Below are 18,076 nucleotides of genomic sequence, written 5' to 3' on the forward strand. Positions count from 1 at the left end.
ATCACCCCCTAAGGCAAGACAGAGACGATGCGGAAAAAACGTTTTTCTGTTCCCCAATCGATCTGACAAACAAGATTCATCGCAATCATTCCGCCGTTTATTTCAAAAGACGTCCGGTCGCCGGAAGCCGTCTGATCGCTGCAGAAACGCAAGGGCAGCGTCGTTTCATGCCTGTTGACTTGTTGATTGTCGGGCGTTTCCGTCCACGTCTCAAGCTTTAGCCCGCTCTCGGTAAGCGTAAACTGCCGGACGATCTTCTGGGCGTTTTCTTCTTTGACGGCCCGGAAGGCCCGGACGGCGCCGGACGCTTGTTCCGGGACGGGTTCGAGGCGGGTTGCGTCTTTCACCTGCCGTTCGATCATGTGGGTGATGACGTCGACTTCTCTTTCGACTTCCAGATCGCGGGTCAGTCGGGCTTGAGTTTGTCCTACGGCCAACACGATGAACGCGGAAGCCAGCATCACCACCGCGGAGAGGGAGAGGGCGGCGAGCAGCTCGACGAGCGTGAGCCCCGCCTCATGCTCGGAAGAAGAGGGACGCTCAATGCATTGAGGGGAGTTCACCCCTTTCACCGCCTTCCTCCGACGAGCGCTTCGTGCGTGACCTCGCCCATAGGCCCTTTGACCCGTACGGCGAGGTTGTACAGCGGCGCGTCGGTATTGTTCCGGTACGGTTCAAGTTTGACGCAGATGTTGTAGCGGGACAATAGACGATCCGGGATCCCGTTCAGACGCGGCTCCGGCGGAACGTGCCATCCCGGGGTCGGATCGGGGGCGGAGGCACAGGCGGGCGATGTTTGGATTTCGTCGTCCAAATCCTCCGCAGAGAGCTTGCGGTACGCTTCGACGATCGCCAGGGCGACGTGCAGGGCCTCTCTCTTGTCTTGGCTTAGGGCATTGATCTGTGTCGATCCGAGGACCAGGCCGAGCACGATCAAACTGACGACGGTGAGGAGGAGAAGCGCCGCCAAAACTTCGACCAGCGTGAACGCCCGCGTCGCGCAAATCGGCGAACATGCATGGCTTTTCGTTTGGTCCCCTGTTCGTTCCCTGTTTATTAAATCGATGCGTTTCAAGGCACGTCCCCACTCAGAATGGGATCATCGACCCGTCGTCGTGTACTAAAATTATAATGAAGAACGAAGCGAAAAGGGAGTGACAAATAGGACGCTTTTCCTATATAATGGGCTCAACATCCTCCGAAAGGAGGAAGGATCTTGACGGCCTCACGGGCACGCTTGCGCCTGGGTGATCTTTTGCTCCAGAGCGGAGCGATCACCGAAGAGGCGTTGGCGGAAGCGCTTGCCGAACAGCGGCGGACGAAAGAGCGGCTGGGCGACATTTTGATTCGCCGGGGACTGATCACCCCCGAGGCGCTCTATGCCGTCCTGGAGAAGCAGCTCGGCATCCCCCACGTCCGGTTGTCGCGCCAGGCGCTTTCGCCGGCATTGGCCCAAATCGTGCCCGAGGCGTTGGCCCGGAAGTACCGCGTCATCCCGTATGATCGACAGGGGAACGTCTTGTCGCTGGCGATGGTCGATCCGCTCGACTATTACGCCATCGACGACATCGAGCTGATCACCGGACTTGCCGTCCGCCCGGCGCTGATCAGCCCCGACGAGTTCGCGACGGCGCTCGCTCGCCTCTACGGGCCGGAGAACGAGGTCGTCGAAGAGATGGCCCAGGGGGAGGAGGCCCTTCGGGAAGAAGAGATTTACGACGAAGCGTCGCCGATCGTCCGCTTTGTGACGCAGACGATCGAACGCGCCGTCCGCCTTCGGGCGAGCGACATCCACTTCGATCCGTTCGTCGAGGGCGCCACCGTCCGCTTTCGCATCGACGGGAAACTCCGCCGCGAGCAGACGATCTCCCGGCGCGTGATGCAGATGGTCGCCGCGCGGATCAAGATCGTCGCCGACCTCAACATCGCCGAGCGCCGCCGGCCGCAGGACGGGCGCTTCCGCCTCGTCGTCGACGGGCGGGACATCGACATCCGCGTGTCGGTGCTGCCCACGCTGCACGGGGAGAAAATCGTGCTGCGCCTCCTCGATCAGTCGCGCGGCGTACGCCGGGTGGAGGATCTCGGTTTGGCGGAAGACAACTTCAAGCGGCTCGTCGCCATCACCGACCGGCCGAGCGGCATGGTGCTCATCACCGGCCCGACGGGAAGCGGCAAATCGACGACGCTCTACGCCCTGCTCGACCGGCTCAATCAGGAAGCGCGGAACATCATCACGATCGAAGATCCGGTCGAGTATGAGATCGAGGGGATCAACCAGGTGAACGTCAACCCGCAGGCGGGGCTCACTTTCGCCAGCGGGCTTCGGGCGATCCTTAGGCAGGATCCGAACATCATCATGGTGGGCGAAATCCGCGACCTCGAGACGGCGGAGATCGCCGTGCGCGCGGCGCTCACCGGACACCTCGTCCTGTCGACGCTGCACACGAACGACGCCGTGGGGGCGGTCGACCGGTTGCGCGACATGGGCATCCCGTCGTACTTGATCGCCGCGGCGTTAAACGGCGTCGTCGCCCAGCGGCTCGTGCGGCGGGTTTGCCCCGAATGTCGGGTGCGTCGGGGGCCGACGGAAGATGAGGCGCTCGTGCTGTCCCGTTTCGGGTACGGCGACGTGGATATGCTCCAGCGCGGAAGCGGCTGTCCGACGTGCGGTTTTACCGGCTACTACGGCCGTCTCGCCGTCCACGAGGTGTTCGTCCTCGACGAGCGGGCCAAGCGGATGATTGCCGAAGGGGCCGAGGCGCAGGACATCCTGCAGCACGCGCGGGCGCGGGGCATGCGACGGCTCATCGAGGACGCCCTGGAGAAGGTGGCGGCAGGGGAGACGACGCTGGAAGAAGTGTTCTCCGAAATCGGCTTTGCGGGATTTGACGAGGGGGCCTAGCGATGCCGGCGTTCGTCTACGTGGCCCGTGACCCAAAGGGTAAGCGCGTGCGGGGGAAAGTGGAGGCGGCGACGCTTCGCGAGGCGGCGGAAAAGCTTCGCGAGCAGCGCCTCATCGTCCTCGATGTGCGCGAACCGCGGGTGAGCGCGCTGGACCGGGAGATTTACCTTGCGCCGCCGGTGAAGGGAAAGGAGTTCGTCTTTTTCACCCGGCAGCTCGCCGCGCTCCTCCGCGCCGGGGTGCCGGTCGTGCGCGCGCTCACCCTGCTGTATGAGCAGACGGCGAATCGCCGCTTTCGCCGCGTCCTCGCCGCGGTCGCGGAGGCGCTGAGAAGCGGGCGGTCGTTCGCCGAGGCGATCGGCGAGCACCCGGCCTTTTTCCCGCGTTTTTTCGTCGCCATGGTGCGCGCCGGAGAGGTGTCGGGACAGCTCGATGAGACGCTCACGCGCGCCGCCGATTTTTACGAGCGCCAGCTTTCGACGCGCGAGGAGATCAAGTCCGCGCTCACCTATCCCGTCATCGTCGCCGTCGTCGCCGCCCTGGCCGTCCTCTTCATGCTGACGTTTGTCATCCCGCGCTTTACCGCCCTGTACGCGGACCTCGGCGTGCCGCTTCCGGCGATCACCGTCTGGACGCTTACGGTAAGCGAGGCGCTCGCGCGCTTCTGGTACGCGTGGCTCGGCGGGGCGGTTCTCGTGGCCATCGGCGCGGCGGCCTGGATCCGGACGGAAGAAGGGAGGAGGCTTTGGGACGACCTGCGCTTCCGCCTGCCGGTCGTCGGCCCGCTCGCGCAAAAAGGGGCGATGGCGCTCTTCGCCCGGACGATGGCCACGTTCTATGCCTCGGCCGTGCCGACGATGGAGGCGCTGACGATCGCCGGAGAGGTGGTGCAAAACCGGGCGGTGGCGCGTGACCTCGAAGCGGTAAAGACGGCGCTTCGCGACGGGCAATCGTTGTCCCGCGCGCTGCGGGGGCGAAAGACCGTCCCGCCGATCCTCGTGCAGATGGTCGCCGTCGGCGAGGAGACCGGCTCGCTGGACGACGTGCTCGGGAAGATCGCCGACTTCTACGAGCTGGAGGTGCGCCATACGGTGGCGCGGCTGAAGTCGCTCATCGAGCCGCTTTTGATCGTCGGCCTCGCCGCCGTCATCGGCGTGATCATGCTTTCGGTTTTGCTCCCGATGCTGACGCTGTATCAAAATCTCCGATGATCCGGGGGAGGAGGAATGAAGATGTTCGTCGAAGTCATGAAGCAGGGTGAAGTTTTGGCCGCCGATCGCCGGAAAGCCGATGTCCGCCGCGCGCGCGAGGCGGGGTTTACGCTCCTTGAACTCCTTGCCGTCGTGGTGATCCTCGGCATCATCGCCGCGATCGCCATTCCACTGATCGGGGGGATCATCGACAGCGCGAAGAAAGATGCGACCCGCGGCGTGGCCATCTCGATGTATGAAGCGGCACGGTTGTACATCGTGAGCGAGAAAGGCGGCGATTTTAAAAACGCAGTGGTAACGCTTGAAGAATTGCAAAATAAGGGGTACATGCAAAAAGATACAAGGGACGGGTATGGGGAACCCATTGAGGCTGAAAATAGCAAAGTCGAGTTCGACAAAGACGGAAATCTATCCCAAGTTGTGATTAAATCGCCGAAAGTAGATGAGAAATATACTGCGGAACAGATCTTTTCAAGACAACAGACCCCAGGGCAACAGACCCAAGAGCCACAGCCCAATCCATGAATGATCGAACACGGTTTACTTGCCAAAAGGGAGTTTACCTAAGTGCTTTACGGCATCCTGATCACGCTTTTCGGCCTCGTCTACGGTTCCTTCCTCAACGTCGTCGCCCTGCGGACGCTTGAGGGACGGTCGATCGTCCGTCCGCCGTCGCAGTGCCCGCACTGCGGCGCGCGCCTGTCGCCGAGAGAACTGATCCCGGTCGTCAGTTATGTCGTCCAGAAAGGGAGATGCCGCGCGTGCGGCGCGCGCATCTCCTTCCTTTATCCTCTGGGGGAAGCGCTGACGGCCGCTCTTTTTCTCTGGCTGTTCCTTCTCTGGCGAGAAGGGCGGCTTTCCGCCTGGGAAGCGCTTTCCGAAGCGGTGTTCGCGAGTCTCCTCATCGTCGTCACGATCGCCGATCTCAAGAGCCTGCGCATCCCGAATCCGGTGCTTTTGTTTTTTGCGCCGGTCCTCTTTTTCCTTCGGTGGGCGGCAGATCCGTCGGGGATCGGCCGCATCCTCCTCGGCGGGCTCTTGTTTGGCGGCGTTTTTGGACTGATCTATGCGTTAAGCCGCGGCGGCATGGGCTTCGGCGACGTGAAGTACGCCGCGGTCCTCGGCCTCTACCTCGGCCCGGAAGCGCTCCTGCCGCTCATCCTCCTCGCTTCGCTATCCGGGTTCTTCGTGGCCCTCGCGCTCATCGCCGCCGGCCGCAAGACGCGCAAGGACGCCGTTCCCTTCGGGCCTTTTCTCAGCCTGGCCGCCTGGGTGCTGTCGCTTTACGGGCGGGATCTGGTCGTTTGGTATTTTTCTCTGTGGTGAGCGTTTCTGCGTCGTCGCCGTATGATCATAGATAAATCCGAAAGTTCAATCCGATAAAGGGGGTCTCCAATTGTCTTCATGGGGGGTCTATCCGACGCTCGGCGTGCAGATCATGCCGGAGGGGGTCTACGTCGTCAAACGCCAGAAATGCGGCGGCGGGCCAGGGGCACCGGCGCTTTGCGTCAAAGCGCACATCCCCTTGCCCGGCGGCGTCGTCCTCACCGATCGCCTCGGCGATCCGCTCCGGTTGTTTGACGCCTTAAACGCCTGGCAAGCGCAGGGCGGTCCGCGCCGCGGGCTCGTCTTGCTGCAGATGCCGCTCGGGCATTACGTCCTCCGCACGGTGACGCTGCCCAAAGTCCGCCGGCGGGAGCTCGCGGCGCTGATCGCGACGGAACAGCGGCTGGGCAACCTCGTGCCGCTCGCCGACGCGGCGCTGGCGTACGATCTCTTGGACGAGGCGCCGGACCGCTACCGCGTGGCGGTGACGGCGGTCGAGCGGAGGACGGCCGCCGCGTACGTCGATGTCTTCACGGCGCTCGGGTACCGCGTCGCCGGCGTGCGCCATCCGGCGTACGGCTATCGTCATGCGCTTGGGGCCGCCGGAGCGTCGCTTTCCGGCGTGACGCTGCTCATCGTGCGGACCCTCTCCGGCGATGAAGCCATCCTGTACGACCGCGGGAAGCCGGAGTTCATCCGGATGCTCTCCCGAGAATCCGGCGGTGCGGCCGGAGGGGCGATCGATGTGCCGTTCGTCGAGCGCCTCGAGCGCTTCACCCGCACGACGCTGCACGAGGACGGACGGACCATCGAGCGCATCTGGGTCTGCGATGAGACCGGGACGGCGGAGGCTTTCCTGGCGGAACTCAGGGCGAATTTTCCCGATCCGGCGATCGAGCGGTGCCCGGACCGCCTGAAGGAAGCGCCGCTTGGCTACTGGCTGGCTTACGGCGCGCTGGCCGCAGGGCGCGCCGGATTCACCGGGGCGGCAGGCGGCCGGGCGCCGAGAACATCGGTGACCGCGTGAGGGGGGTGGGCGCCGTGAGAGCGGTCGACTTTCTCGGCGGCGTGCGCCCCTCGCCGTGGGCGAAATACGCCGCCGTCTGGGCGCTCGTCGCCTGGGCCTTTGCCGCCGTTTTCCTGTGGTCCATGTGGGAGATGCGCATGAGCGCCGTCCGGGAAGAGCTAACGCTCGCCGGCGCCCTTTCCGCCAAGCGCCAGGCGCTCGAGGCCGAACTGCAGGGCGCGCAGGCCGGTCTGGCGCGCGCCGCCGATCGCAGCCGGGCGGTCGCGGCCATCCGGTCGTCGCGCACCAGCGTCGTCCGGTTGTTCGCCGACATCCGGGCGCGCCTGGCCCAGGGGAGCGGCATCGGCCGCCTTCAGTACTCGGCGGCGGAAGGGCTCCTCATCACGCTGGACGCGCGGGATCTGTCGACGGCGGCGGAAACGATCGACCGGTTGCGCGATCTGCCGCTTGATCCGGTCGCGGCGCAGCCGGCGTTTCACCGGATTTCTCGGGAGCAGGACGGCACGTATCGCTTTGAGGTCCAGTGGACGGTCGCGAAGGAAAGCGCCAAGGCGGAAGGCGCGAAGGCTCAAGAGGCCGGGGGCGAGAACCGCAACGAGCCGCTGACGATGAACGACGCGGGGGGTGCGCCATGACCGTTTTCCCGGGTGCGGAACATCGCGCCGAGTCCGCCCGCCGGCTTGCGCCGTACGCGCTTCTCCTCCTGTGGGTCGCGCTGGGGGCGGTTTGGGCGTTCGTCGGGTGGAAAGCGGGGCAGGCGCTCGAGGCGGCGAAGCAGGAACGGCATCGCCTGGAGCAGGAAGTCGTCGCCGTAGGGCAGGCGATCCGAAGGCTTTCCCAGTCGGTGGATCTGGTCGATCCGGCCCGCGCCGCGTTGGCCCTGCCGGAGGCGCCGAAGGATACGGAACTCATCAGGCTCTGGCATCGGCTGGCCGCCCAAACCGGCATCGCCGTCGAGTCCGTCGATCGCGCGGCGGTGGATGACCTCGCGGGGACGCTTCCGGCGGTCGCCGCTGCCCTAAAGAGCGATCGCGTCCGGGCGACGCGCTGGACGCTCGCGCTGTTCGGCAGCGGGGCCGCCGTGGAATCCTTCCTGAAGGCGGTCGAGGCCCAGGACCGGTTGCTTGTGGTGAGCCGGCTGGAGATGATGGGCGAGGGGGGATCGCTTTTGACGGCGCCGGGCGGGAAGGTCGGCGCGAACGTCGACATCATCAGCTTTTCGTATGCGCCTTGATCGGTTGAGCGGAATGATTCGGATCGATCGTTTGGGCGGAATGATTCGGATTGAAAGGAGGGGGGACAATGGGGGGAGTGGCCGTGGCGGCCATCGCCGCCGGGATCGTCGCCGTCGCTTTGCTCCTGCTCTCCCCGTGGCTCGGCTGGCGCCCGCCGGTCGTCGGGGCATTTGTCCTGGTGCTCTTTTTTGCGGCGCTTGCCGTCGTCGCCGTGCCGACCGGTGCGCGCCTTGTTCTTCTTCCGTTCGCGGCGGCGTTCGTCGCCCTGCTGGTCCCGGTCTTTGAACACTGGAACGAGGTGCGGGCGGCCAGAGCGCGCCTTCAGGCGCTCCGCGCCCAGCGTGAAAGCTTAAGCGAGCCGGCCGACGCCCCGACCGCGTCGAGAGCACCATTCGAAGGAACGGGCCTTTCGTCATGAGGGGAGTCGGGATCGATAGGTCTCGTCGCGACGGCATCAACTTATCTTTCGTCTTATTGCCCCGACCTGTCGATGATCAAGAACATCGGTGACCGCGCTCGGTTCCTTCATCAGTCCGCATCTGCATGCCGCGGCCCTCTCTCATCGAGCAGGGGAAAGTCCGGATCAGCCCGCTGCTCAGCCACCCCTTCCGCTGGGAGGAAGTTCCGGAAGTCATGCGGAAGTATCCCGAACTGCACGTGATGAAGGGAATCATCCGAATTGCCGCGACCTCGAAGACGACGTCTTAAAGGCTTAACGGAAGCGGGGAAGGGACCATGTTCGGCGCGATCGAAGCCGGCGGCACCAAATTCGTCGTCGCCGTCGGACACATAAACGGCCCCGACGAGCCGCCCAGGATCATCGACCGGGCGGTCATTCCGACGCGGGAGCCGGAAGAGACGCTCGCCGACGTCCTTGATTTTTTCCGTCGGCAGAGCGAAAAGCGGCAAGAAGCGCTCGCCGCCCTCGGCGTCGCCTCCTTCGGGCCGCTCGACCTCGATCCGGAAAGCCCGACCTACGGCGCGATCACGACGACGCCGAAGCTCGCCTGGCGCGGCTTTCCGCTGAAAAAACGCCTGGAAGCGGCGCTCACGGTCCCGGTCGCCATCGACACCGACGTCGCCGGCGCCGCGCTGGCGGAGGCGACCTACGGGGCGGCGGCGGGGGAGCGGGACGTCGTCTACTTTACCGTCGGCACGGGCGTCGGCGTCGGGGTCTTAAGCGGCGGGCGGATCGTCCACGGAATCGGCCATCCGGAGTTCGGGCATCTCCGGGTGCGGCGCCTTCCGGGGGACGATTTTCCCGGCATCTGCCCGTACCACGGCGACTGCCTCGAAGGGCTCGCTTCCGGGCCGGCGATCCGCGCCCGGGCCGGCCGTCCGGCGGAGGCGCTTTCGCCGGACGATCCGGCGTGGGCGCCGGTCGCCGACGCGCTGGCGGAGGCGGTGACGGCGGTCGTCCTCCTTCTGGCGCCGGCGAAGGTCATCCTGGGCGGCGGCGTGATGAAACAGCGTCACCTCTTCCCGTGCATCCGGGAGGGCGTCCGGGCCAAGCTCGGCGGCTACGTCGCGTACCCGGCGCTTATGCCGGGACCGGAGGGGCTCGATGCCTACATCGTCCCGCCGGGGCTCGGCGATGACGCCGGCCTCATCGGCGCCTTCGAGCTGGCCAGGCGCGCCCTCGCGCGCTGATGGGACGTTGAACGTTGAGCCGGTTTTTCGGGCCGGCGATGATCACGAATTTTGAGCGCGTGCTGGATGAAGCGTTTCGTCGGGAACGGGAACAGGGCCGCCGGGCGGGCTTGGAAGAGGGTCGCCGAGTCGGTCTAGAAGAAGGTCGCCGTCAGACGGCGCGCAGGCTGCTGGAAAGAGGGCTGGACGAGGCGCTTGTCGCCGAGGTGACGGAACTTTCGCTCGAAGAGGTGCGGCGGCTTAGGGCCGCGCTCCGAAGCGAATCGGGCGAAACGCCTCCGCCTTCGGATGCGGCAGGGCGGGCGGATTGACGCCAGCGTCTAAGCGGCGACTTTTTCCGGACGGGAAGTTCACGTCCTTCCTGCCGGGAAGCTTAAGCTCCCCGGCCGGGAAATTCAAAAAAGCGCCGGAGCAGCTTACCTCCGGCGCTTGTCGTTCAGTTGCCCCACCATCCCGGACGGCGTCGGCGCGAACCATCGGCCGCATCTCGCTGACCGCATCTCGCCGCTTCCCGTTCGTGCGGCGGTTTCCTTTCCGATCTACTTTTCCAATCCGATCTACTTTCCGATCGAACGATTGTACTGCTGGATCTTTTCCGTGATCTCTTTGGCCGCCTGATCGAGCGCCGCCTGGATCGGCTTTTTCCCGCTCAGGGCTTCTTCCATCGCCCGCTCGGTGATCTGTCGCGCCTCGGGGAAGACGCCGATGACGGCGCCCTGGGTGGCGCGGCTCAGCTTCGTGGCGTGGAGCTGGTCGACCGCCGTCTTGAATTGCGGGTACTTTTGCATGTTTTCCTGGACGATGGCCTCATCATACGCCGCCTTCGTCACCGGGAAGTAGCCGGTCTTCACGTGCCAGAGCGCCTGCATCGTCGGCGAGACGACGAACTTGATGAACTCCCAGGCCGCCTTTTTCTCTTCTTCCGGCTTGTCCTTCAGCATCCAGAGGCTCGCCCCGCCGATGATGACTCCGCCGTCCTTCGCGTCCGCCGGCCGCGGGAGGAAGCCGGTGCCGACCTCGAACTTGTCGCCGACTGCGTTCAGGATGCCCCGAAGAGCCGCCGTCGAATCGAGGGTCATCGCCACCTTGCCGGCGGCGAACGCCTGCTGCGTGTCGCTCGTCTTCCGGCCGAGGTTGAGCATCGATCCGTCGTCGATCATGCCCTTCCACCAGGTGAGCGTCTTCACGCCGGCTTCGTCGTTTAGTAGCGACTCCGTCGCGAGGCCGTCCCGGCCGTTCCCGTTGTTCACGAGGAGCGCCCCCTGGTTGGCGAAAAACTGCTCCATAAACCAGCCGTAGATGGCAAACGACGCGCCGTAGCGGCCGTCTTTCGTCAGTTTCTTCGCCGCCGCCGCCACCTCTTCAAACGTCCGGGGCGGCTTGTCCGGATCGAGGCCGGCCTCCCGGAAAAGATTTTTGTTGTAGTAGAGGATCGGGTTCGACGTGTTGAAGGGCATCGAGTAGAGCTTCCCGTCGAAGGTGTAGTAGCCGAGGATGTTTTCCTCGAAGTCGCTCGTGTCGAAGTGATCCCGATCGATCCACGTCTGCATCGGTTCGACGGCGCCGGAGTCCAGCATGAAGCGGCTTCCGATCTCGTACACCTGGACGAGGTGCGGCGCGTTTTTCGTCCCGAGGGCCGCCTTGAGCTTCGTCAGTTCCTCGTCATAGTTCCCCTGGAAGACGGCCTTCACCTGGATGTCGGAATGCGTCTTGTTGAACTCGTCGACGAGGGCGTTTACCGCCTCGCCGAGGGGACCGCTCATCGCGTGCCACCAGACGATCTCGATCGGCTTCTTATCGGCCGCGCCGGTCGTCGGGGCTTCGGACGCCGGGGCACCGGCGCCGCCGGAGCCGGTGGAAGATGCGTCGCCCGACGTCCCGGTCGGCTTGGCGCCGCAGCCGACGAGGGCGGCGATGAGGACGGCCCATCCCGCGAGGGTGAGGGAGCGGCGAACCCGAAGAACGGACCACAAGCGAGGCATGATGAACGCTCCTTTCGCTTGGTTCTGCGTTTAGAGCTGCGTTTGGATCTGCGTTCGGCGAATAACGCAGATTAAGCGGTTAACGGCGTTCCGTCTCTCACCCTCTTGGCGCGCTTTGGCGCTCGCCCGTCCGACGATTCGATGGCCGGCGGTTCCCGGGGGCACCCCCTCATCCCTTCAACGCGCCGGCGCCCAGGCCCCCGATGAGGAAGCGGAGCCCGAGCGCGAGGGCGATCACGCTCGGGAGAAGGACGATCACGATGCCGGCCAGCACCGTGTTCCACTCGGTAAATTCCTGAAACATCAGCATCCCGACGCCGATCTGCACCGTCCGCATCGCCTCATCGTTCGTGAGGATGAGCGGCCAGAGGTACATGTTCCACGTCGTAAGAAACGTGTACGCCCCGAGGGTGAGAAGCCCCGGCCGGGCCATCGGCACGACGACGCGGGCAAACGTCCAGAAGTGCGATGCCCCGTCGATCTTCGCCGCCTCGACCACCTCCATCGGAATCTGGAGAAACGCCTGCCGCAGTAGGAAAATCCCGAAGGCGCCGGCAAGAAACGGAACGATGAGTCCCTGATACGTGTCGAGCCAGTCGAGCCGGACCATCGTCAGGTAGTTCGGGATGAGCGTCACTTCCCACGGAATCATCATCGTCGCCAGCACGATGAAAAAGAAGGCCGTCCGGCCGGGGAAGCGAAGGAAGACGAAAGCGTACGCCGCGAGGCTCGCCGTGACGAGCTGGCCGGCCGTCACCGCCGCCGAGACGAGGAAGCTGTTTTCTATGAAGCGCAAAAGCGGCGCCCCCGCGAGGGCGCGGGCGTAGTTGGCGAGGGTCGGCTGCTCAGGCAGGAGGTGGGGATGGCCCGACAGCATCTCCTCCGGCGACATGAGGGACGTCGCGACGGTAAAGACGATCGGAAACAGGACGAAACCGAGAAGGGCCAAAAGCCCCGTCCCGACGACGAGCCGTTCCGCGTTCGTCACCGGTAGTGCACCCGCCTTTCCAGCCGGCGGAACTGAAGAAGGGTCAGCCCCAGCACGAGGCCGAAGAGAAGAAGCGCCATGGCGGAGGCGGTGCCGAAGCGGTAGTTCCGGAACGCTTCGAGGTAGAGATTGTACACGTAGACGTTCGTCGCGTTCATCGGCCCTCCCTGGGTGAGGAGATGAATCTGCCCGAAGGCCTGAAGCGCCCCGATCACCGACACGACGGCGAGGAAAAAAAGCTGTGGCGAGACAAGCGGCAGCACGATGCGGAAAAACCGGGTTCCAAGCCCGGCGCCGTCCAGGCGGGCGCTTTCTTCGATCTCTACCGGGATCGTCGCCATCCCGCCGAGGAGGACGACGTAGGCGAAGCCGAAGCCGAGCCACACGGTGACGAGGCTCACCGAAAAAAGCGCCCAGCCCGGCTCGCTCAACCAGAAGACGGGTCCGAGACCGAACCGGCCCAGGAGGGCATTCAGGAGGCCGACCGACGGGTTAAACAGGAGCCCCCATACGACCGACGCCGTGCCGACGGAAAAGGCCATCGGCAGGGCGAACATCCAGCGGACGGCGCCCTTCCCGCGCCGGATCACGTGGGTGAAAAACGCCGCCAAAAGCGCCAGCCCGATCGTCGGCGGCACCGTAAAAAGGGTAAAGAGCGCCGTCGTCTTGAGGCTTTCGAGAAAATACGGATCGGTGAGCACCGTCCGGAAGTTCTCCAGCCCGACAAACGCCGTCATCCGCCCCCGGGGATCCGTCAGGTGCAGGCTCAAGACGATCGAGGCGGCGAGCGGATAGAACCAGAAGGCGGCAAAGATCACGAGGGATGGCAGCAGGAACAAAAACGCCGTGCCCGCCTCGCCGAGCCGGAGGCCGAGTCCGACCCGCTTGCTTTTCCCGGCGATCGTCGCCGCGTTCGGCCGTCCCGTCCGGTCGTTCCCTGGCATTGGGACGCGCCGGCTCGCCCCGCCGCTTGTCGACGGCGCGACTGGCCGATTCGTCCGTTCGCTTGTCGACCGCGCGTCTTGCCCATCCGTCCGCTCGCTTGCCGATAGCGCGTCTTGCTGAGGCGTTCGGTCGCTTGCTGGCAGCGCGCCTTGTCGAGGCGTTCGGTCGCCTGCCGACACCGTGACGGGCCGCTCTGCCCGTCCGCTTGCCGGCTCCGTGCCCGGCGTTCGGACCTGACCCGCCTGTGCCGGGGCCGCCTTCTGCGACGAGATCGGTCGCGCCTGCGGCGGCACCGCGGTCGGCGAAGTCGAGCCCGCCTGTGATGGGCTTCCCGTCGGCATCAGCGCCGGACTCGCCTGTGGGGGGATCGCTGCCGGCATCGGGGCCGGTCTGGCCTCATCCGGCGCCGCCGGTGTCGGCGCTCGCTCCGGCGCCGATCCCTCGAGCGGAGGTGAGAGCGTCTTGGAGGCGACCCCCTCGCGGACGGCCTCTTCCGACCGCACCGCTTTTCCCCCCTCCATCCCGTCATGGTCAAGCAAGGCGGACACTCCCGATCGTAACAGACGCGGACAAGCGAAAGGTTAATCTTCGGTAAAAAGGTTGTAAATGATCGATTAAAAAAGCGTAAAGAAACCGTAAAGACGGGCGTTCGCGGCCGGGCAACCGGGCAGTCCGTGGTCGGATCGCATCCCGGCCCGTATGGTAGAATGACTCAAGGCGGGTTCTCACGGACCGCAAGATGACCCGAGACGGATCGGCGGACGACGGAGGGGTCCCCCATGCTTCAGATCGAACCGCAAACCCTGGCCCGCCGCCTGGTGCGCCTGTACGTCGAGCACGGCGACCGCATCGCCCGGCGGCTCCGGCCGATCGTCTTTCTCTTTTTGGGCGCCTGGCTCGTCGGACTCGGCGTGGCGCCGTTCGTCTTCCGCCTCCTCATCCTCCCGTCGGTGACCGTCGTCGCCTTCAACCTCACCGACGGTCTCGCCATGCTCATCCGCGTCGCGGCCCTGTTTGCCGCCGCCGTTACCTTTCCCGCCTTCGTCTTCGCCGTCTTTCGGCTGCTTCGCGAACTCTTCCTTCCTCCAACCCCCCAAACCCCGAACCCGGGGGAGTCCGACGCCGGAGGGGGGCCGTCCGGCCCCGATCGCCTGCCCGGCTTTCCTTTCTCCATCCAGACGACGTGGCTCATCGCAAGCGGCCTCTTTCTCGCCGGCCTCGCCTTTGCCGGCTTGGGCCTTTTTCCGCTCATCCTCCGCTTCATCCTGCGCCTGTCCGGTCAGCTCGGCATCACGCCGCTTTTCGGCGCCGCCGAATACTTCAGCTTTCTCGTCGGGCTCGCCCTGCCGATCGCCCTTTTTTTCGAGCTGCCGCTCGTCATCGTCGTCCTCGTTTCCGCGAACGTCGTCCGCCTCGACGTCCTGAAAAGAATCCGCAAGTACGTCTATTTCTTCCTCTACGTCATCGCCTCGATGATCACCCCGCCGGACGTCCTCACCCACATCCTGGCCGCGCTTCCGCTCATCGCCCTCTACGAACTCGGCCTCTTTTTTGCGACGCGCCTCAAAAGGCCGTGACGCGCCGCCGATGGCGCGCCGGTCCTTGAGGTCGCTCAAGTCGCGCCGCTCGTTCAGACCGCTCATGCCGTCCCTGAGTCGCATGCCGCTCATGCCGCGCACGATGCTCATGCCGCTCATGCCAAAAATAAAGCGCCTTCTTCCAGGCGCTTCAGATCGACTCTTGTTATGGCGCTCCGAGCCGGAGCGCTTCATCGGCGACCGCCGCCGCATCGTCCGAATCGTGGGTGACGACGAGGGCCGTCATCCCCAGCTCCCGGAGAAGCCGGCTCACATCGGCGATGAGCTCCGCCTTAAGCGCCCCGTCGAGGTTGGAAAACGGCTCGTCCATGAGGAGAAGCTTCGGCGCCGGCGCCAGCGCCCGGGCGAGCGCCACCCGCTGCTGCTCCCCGCCGGACAGTTCGTGCGGATATCGCTCTTCCTTTCCTTCCAGCCGGACCAGCCGGAGAAGCTCCCGCACCCGCGCCGCCCGCTCCGGGCGCGGCCGGCGGAACAGGCCGAAGGCGATGTTTTCCGCCACCGAAAGGTGCGGAAAAAGCGCATAATCCTGAAACACCATGCCGACGCCCCGGCGCTCCGGCGGGATCACCCGCCGCGGCGTGCTCAGGACGAGCCCGTCCAGGACGATCGTTCCCCGGGTCGGCCGCTCGAGCCCGGCGATGAGACGAAGCAGCGTCGTCTTGCCCCGGCCGCTCGGCCCGCTCACCGCCACGATCCGGCCCTTGGCCACAGAAAAAGAAAGGCCCTCCAGCACCCACGGCCCTTTTCCGTAACGAAAGGCGAGATCGTTGACCGCGAGGAACGCTTCGCCCGCCGCGACGTCCGTCATCTTTCATCCCTCCGCCCGATGCCCCGCCTGGCGCCCGCCCTGCCCCTCCGAGCGTCCGCCCTGCCGATCCGAACGCCCGTCCGGACGATCCGAACGCCCGCCCTGCCGATCCGGGAGGCCGACCGGCCGCATCTTACGCCCGTCCGGTCCATTTTGTCGCCCATCCCCGCCCATTCTGCCGTCCTGCTGAAGCGGACACTGTTTTTGCCTCCTCCTGAGGGCGTCCCTTCACGTGGATCGAGGATCGCGTTTATCGCGCCGGCCCCGCCCCGTCGCCGTCCTCCTCCCGGCCTCCCCGCGCCTCCGGCGGCTTTGCCCCGGCTCCGCTTCTTAAGCCGAGCGTCGCCGCCATCGCCAGCCCGACGATGACGAGGCTCGGCAGCGCCGCCTGCGGCAGCCGCTCGTCGGCGGCGTACCGGAAGGCCGCCGTCGCCAGCGTCTCAAAGTCAAACGGCCGGAGAAGGAGCGTAAGCGGCAGCTCCTTGGCCAGCTCCACCGCGGCGACGAGCGCCGCCGACCCCATGGCCGGCCGGAGCAGCGGGAACTCCACCCTCCAGATGGCCTGAAGCGGGCCGGCGCCGAGGAGTCGCGCCGCCTCGACGGTGCGCCGGCCGAGCCGGGCCCCGGCCGATCCGATCGCCTCCACCCCGACGGCGAGGTAGCGGGTGTGGTACGCGTACAGAACGAGAAGCGGCGTCCCGAACAAAAATGCCCCGATCGCCGGCGGCAGGTGCGCCCGAAGCGGCTCCGCCAGTCCCAGCACCCCGATGGCGATCACCGCCCCCGGCACCGCGTACGCCGCCAGAAAGATCCGGGGAAACGCGGCCGTCCACCGCCCCGGACCGTGCCGGCCGACGACGCTGAGGAGCGTTCCCAGCGCGACGATCCCCACCGCCCCGAGGACGGTGAGCGCCAGCGTATGGCGAAGCGGCGCGACGACGCTCCCGACCGTCCCGGCCTGGACGGCAAACCGGAGCAGCCGCCCGAGCTCGTAAAGGGGCACCAGGACGCCGAACGCGATCGGGAACAAAAACGCGGCGACCGCCCCGGCGGCCCTCCATCCGCGAAGGGGGACCGGGCGGATCGGCCGGGGGCGGGGGACCGACGGAAGTCGCTTTCGCCCGAGGGCCCGCTCCGCGAGGACGAGCCCGAAGAGGAGAAGCAAAAACCCCGCCGCGATCCGCTCCGCCGACCGGAGATCCCCCAGCTGATACCACGCCCGAAAGATTCCCGTCGACAGCGTCCCCAGGCCGAGGTAGGCGGCGAGCCCGTAGTCCCCCAGCACCTCGAAAGCGACGAAAAAGGCTCCGGCGACGATCGCCCGGCGGCTCATCGGCACGACCACCCGCACGAACGTCCGTCCCGGTCCCGCCCCGAGCAGCCGGGCGCTTTCGATCACCGCCCCGTCCTGCCGCGCCAGATCCCCGAGGACGAACCAATACACGTACGGAAACAAAAACAGCGTGTACAGGCCGACGGCGAGCGCCGCCGGCGGCAGATGCACGTACGCCGCCTGGGGCGGAAGGCCCAGACCGTCCCGCAAAAACGACTGCACCGGTCCGGTGAAGCTGAGAAAATCGACGTATAAAAACGCCGCGATGTACGGCGGCACCGCCAGCGAAAGCGGCGCCAGCCGGCCGAGTCCCCGCCGGAAGGGAAAATCGTACGCCGTATACAGCCACGCGAGGCCGGTGCCGAGCCCCGCCGCGAGCCCCGCCGTGATTCCTGCCAGCGCGAGCGTCGTCAGCGCATCGGCGAGGAGCCAGTGCCGGACGATGAACGCCCAGTGTTCGCTCGGCGGGGCGAGGAGACTCCAAATCAAAGGCGCCGCCGGAGCGATAAAGATCGCCGTCACGGCGGCGGCCAAAAGTCCCCAGCGAACTCCCATTTTGATTTCCGTCCGAGATTCTATTTTATAGTCTTATAGTACGCCACGGGAAGACCCGCCTCCTTCAGGGGGCGGGATGAAAGCGGCGCTTGAACGTTTGTGCGAATTTCGGTATCCTCGCCTTAAAGGAGGTGAAAAGCATGGCCTGGAGTTCCGCCTCCCATCCCGATCGGCTGCTGCTCACCCGGCAGTTTCCGATCGGACCGGACCGCCTGCCGGAGTTCGAACCGATCATGCAGGCGGCCAACCGGATCTGGAATTCGTGCGTCTGGCATTCGCGGGAGATCCGGGAAAAGGAAAACCGGTGGCCGAACGAAGGGGAGCTGAAGGCGAAATTCAAGTTCTTCAAGGTCTGGAAAGAGCTCCACTCCCAGTCGGCTCAAGCGGTCGTGGAAGAGTACTTTGAGGCCGTCTCCGGCTACCGGAAGCACCGGGAAAACGGTCACGAGGAAATGCGGCCTCCGGATTTCAAGCCAAAGAAGCATCTTCGGACGGTCACCTGGAAAAAGCAGGGCT

At 65.6% G+C, this 18,076-nt stretch carries 20 protein-coding genes; 13 read left to right on the top strand and 7 right to left on the bottom strand.

What is annotated here, in order from left to right:
• Positions 1 to 8 precede the first annotated feature (8 nt).
• Together SA87_RS07790 and SA87_RS07795 are read right to left on the bottom strand one after the other, a co-directional pair.
• Positions 9 to 572, bottom strand: coding sequence for a PulJ/GspJ family protein (locus SA87_RS07790; RefSeq protein ID WP_066201603.1), 564 nt, complete (start codon positions 570 to 572; stop codon positions 9 to 11).
• Complete coding sequence (locus SA87_RS07795) at positions 569 to 937, bottom strand: hypothetical protein (protein WP_169816931.1); 369 nt, start codon at positions 935 to 937, stop codon at positions 569 to 571. The genes SA87_RS07790 and SA87_RS07795 overlap by 4 nt, the downstream gene beginning before the upstream one ends.
• Before the next feature lie 279 nt (positions 938 to 1,216).
• Here SA87_RS07795 and SA87_RS07800 point away from each other — a divergent pair, with 279 nt between their 5' ends.
• The 11 genes from SA87_RS07800 (at position 1,217) to SA87_RS07845 (ending at position 9,662) form a co-directional block, all read left to right on the top strand.
• Positions 1,217 to 2,902: a GspE/PulE family protein gene (locus SA87_RS07800; protein WP_066201609.1), complete on the top strand. Its 1,686-nt coding sequence runs from the start codon at positions 1,217 to 1,219 to the stop codon at positions 2,900 to 2,902.
• Positions 2,903 to 2,904: 2 nt separating this feature from the next.
• Entirely contained in the window at positions 2,905 to 4,113 is a 1,209-nt protein-coding gene (locus tag SA87_RS07805; RefSeq protein WP_066201612.1) for a type II secretion system F family protein, read from the top strand.
• Positions 4,114 to 4,134: 21 nt separating this feature from the next.
• Positions 4,135 to 4,638 (top strand): prepilin-type N-terminal cleavage/methylation domain-containing protein, encoded by a 504-nt coding sequence (locus tag SA87_RS07810; protein WP_066441801.1) that lies wholly within the window; start codon positions 4,135 to 4,137, stop codon positions 4,636 to 4,638.
• A gap of 42 nt (positions 4,639 to 4,680) precedes the next feature.
• Positions 4,681 to 5,439, top strand: coding sequence for a prepilin peptidase (locus tag SA87_RS07815; protein WP_066201615.1), 759 nt, complete (start codon positions 4,681 to 4,683; stop codon positions 5,437 to 5,439).
• Positions 5,440 to 5,509: 70 nt separating this feature from the next.
• Positions 5,510 to 6,466, top strand: a complete 957-nt coding sequence (locus SA87_RS07820; RefSeq protein ID WP_066201618.1) for a type IV pilus biogenesis protein PilM — start codon at positions 5,510 to 5,512, stop codon at positions 6,464 to 6,466.
• A 5-nt stretch (positions 6,467 to 6,471) separates the two neighbouring features.
• Positions 6,472 to 7,101, top strand: a complete 630-nt coding sequence (locus tag SA87_RS07825; RefSeq protein ID WP_066201621.1) for a hypothetical protein — start codon at positions 6,472 to 6,474, stop codon at positions 7,099 to 7,101.
• Positions 7,098 to 7,700 (top strand): hypothetical protein, encoded by a 603-nt coding sequence (locus SA87_RS07830; RefSeq protein ID WP_066201624.1) that lies wholly within the window; start codon positions 7,098 to 7,100, stop codon positions 7,698 to 7,700. The genes SA87_RS07825 and SA87_RS07830 overlap by 4 nt, the downstream gene beginning before the upstream one ends.
• Before the next feature lie 68 nt (positions 7,701 to 7,768).
• Positions 7,769 to 8,119 (top strand): hypothetical protein, encoded by a 351-nt coding sequence (locus SA87_RS07835; protein ID WP_066201628.1) that lies wholly within the window; start codon positions 7,769 to 7,771, stop codon positions 8,117 to 8,119.
• Between the two features lie 125 nt (positions 8,120 to 8,244).
• Positions 8,245 to 8,409: a hypothetical protein gene (locus SA87_RS13510; protein WP_169816932.1), complete on the top strand. Its 165-nt coding sequence runs from the start codon at positions 8,245 to 8,247 to the stop codon at positions 8,407 to 8,409.
• Between the two features lie 27 nt (positions 8,410 to 8,436).
• Complete coding sequence (locus SA87_RS07840; RefSeq protein ID WP_066201629.1) at positions 8,437 to 9,351, top strand: ROK family protein; 915 nt, start codon at positions 8,437 to 8,439, stop codon at positions 9,349 to 9,351.
• A gap of 38 nt (positions 9,352 to 9,389) precedes the next feature.
• Positions 9,390 to 9,662 (top strand): RpnC/YadD family protein, encoded by a 273-nt coding sequence (locus SA87_RS07845; RefSeq protein ID WP_169816933.1) that lies wholly within the window; start codon positions 9,390 to 9,392, stop codon positions 9,660 to 9,662.
• 246 nt (positions 9,663 to 9,908) lie between these two features.
• On the opposite strand, the gene SA87_RS07850 is transcribed toward SA87_RS07845, so the two are convergent.
• The 3 genes from SA87_RS07850 to SA87_RS07860 all read right to left on the bottom strand — a co-directional run bounded on the left by SA87_RS07850 (position 9,909) and on the right by SA87_RS07860 (position 13,265).
• Entirely contained in the window at positions 9,909 to 11,333 is a 1,425-nt protein-coding gene (locus SA87_RS07850) for an ABC transporter substrate-binding protein (protein WP_066201635.1), read from the bottom strand.
• 169 nt (positions 11,334 to 11,502) lie between these two features.
• Positions 11,503 to 12,321, bottom strand: coding sequence for a carbohydrate ABC transporter permease (locus tag SA87_RS07855; RefSeq protein WP_066201638.1), 819 nt, complete (start codon positions 12,319 to 12,321; stop codon positions 11,503 to 11,505).
• Positions 12,318 to 13,265 carry a carbohydrate ABC transporter permease gene (locus tag SA87_RS07860; protein WP_066201640.1) on the bottom strand — a complete coding sequence of 316 codons (948 nt, stop codon included), beginning with the start codon at positions 13,263 to 13,265 and terminating at the stop codon, positions 12,318 to 12,320. The genes SA87_RS07855 and SA87_RS07860 overlap by 4 nt, the downstream gene beginning before the upstream one ends.
• 780 nt (positions 13,266 to 14,045) lie before the next feature.
• On the opposite strand from SA87_RS07860, the gene tatC reads away from it, so the two are divergent.
• Positions 14,046 to 14,843 (top strand): twin-arginine translocase subunit TatC, encoded by a 798-nt coding sequence (gene tatC / locus SA87_RS07865; protein WP_066201644.1) that lies wholly within the window; start codon positions 14,046 to 14,048, stop codon positions 14,841 to 14,843.
• A 166-nt stretch (positions 14,844 to 15,009) separates the two neighbouring features.
• On the opposite strand, the gene SA87_RS07870 is transcribed toward tatC, so the two are convergent.
• Complete coding sequence (locus tag SA87_RS07870; protein WP_066201646.1) at positions 15,010 to 15,672, bottom strand: ABC transporter ATP-binding protein; 663 nt, start codon at positions 15,670 to 15,672, stop codon at positions 15,010 to 15,012.
• A 250-nt stretch (positions 15,673 to 15,922) separates the two neighbouring features.
• A complete protein-coding gene (locus SA87_RS07875; RefSeq protein ID WP_169816934.1) occupies positions 15,923 to 17,527 on the bottom strand; it encodes an ABC transporter permease in 1,605 nt (534 codons plus the stop codon).
• A gap of 173 nt (positions 17,528 to 17,700) precedes the next feature.
• Here SA87_RS07875 and SA87_RS07880 point away from each other — a divergent pair.
• Positions 17,701 to 18,076: hypothetical protein (locus SA87_RS07880; RefSeq protein ID WP_211264197.1), on the top strand; the 376-nt coding region annotated here is incomplete at its 3' end.

The organism is Hydrogenibacillus schlegelii, from assembly GCF_001653195.1.
Taxonomy (GTDB): Bacteria; Bacillota; Bacilli; order Thermicanales; family DSM-22653; genus Hydrogenibacillus; species Hydrogenibacillus schlegelii.

Coding starts and splice junctions, on each gene's coding strand:
- SA87_RS07805 (WP_066201612.1), top strand. CDS start 2,905: ATGCCGGCGTTCGTCTACGTGGCCCGTGACCCAAAGGGTAAGCGCGTG.
- SA87_RS07810 (WP_066441801.1), top strand. CDS start 4,135: ATGTTCGTCGAAGTCATGAAGCAGGGTGAAGTTTTGGCCGCCGATCGC.
- SA87_RS07830 (WP_066201624.1), top strand. CDS start 7,098: ATGACCGTTTTCCCGGGTGCGGAACATCGCGCCGAGTCCGCCCGCCGG.
- SA87_RS07835 (WP_066201628.1), top strand. CDS start 7,769: ATGGGGGGAGTGGCCGTGGCGGCCATCGCCGCCGGGATCGTCGCCGTC.
- SA87_RS13510 (WP_169816932.1), top strand. CDS start 8,245: ATGCCGCGGCCCTCTCTCATCGAGCAGGGGAAAGTCCGGATCAGCCCG.
- SA87_RS07840 (WP_066201629.1), top strand. CDS start 8,437: ATGTTCGGCGCGATCGAAGCCGGCGGCACCAAATTCGTCGTCGCCGTC.
- SA87_RS07845 (WP_169816933.1), top strand. CDS start 9,390: ATGATCACGAATTTTGAGCGCGTGCTGGATGAAGCGTTTCGTCGGGAA.
- SA87_RS07850 (WP_066201635.1), bottom strand. CDS start 11,333: ATGCCTCGCTTGTGGTCCGTTCTTCGGGTTCGCCGCTCCCTCACCCTC.
- SA87_RS07860 (WP_066201640.1), bottom strand. CDS start 13,265: ATGCCAGGGAACGACCGGACGGGACGGCCGAACGCGGCGACGATCGCC.
- tatC (WP_066201644.1), top strand. CDS start 14,046: ATGCTTCAGATCGAACCGCAAACCCTGGCCCGCCGCCTGGTGCGCCTG.
- SA87_RS07870 (WP_066201646.1), bottom strand. CDS start 15,672: ATGACGGACGTCGCGGCGGGCGAAGCGTTCCTCGCGGTCAACGATCTC.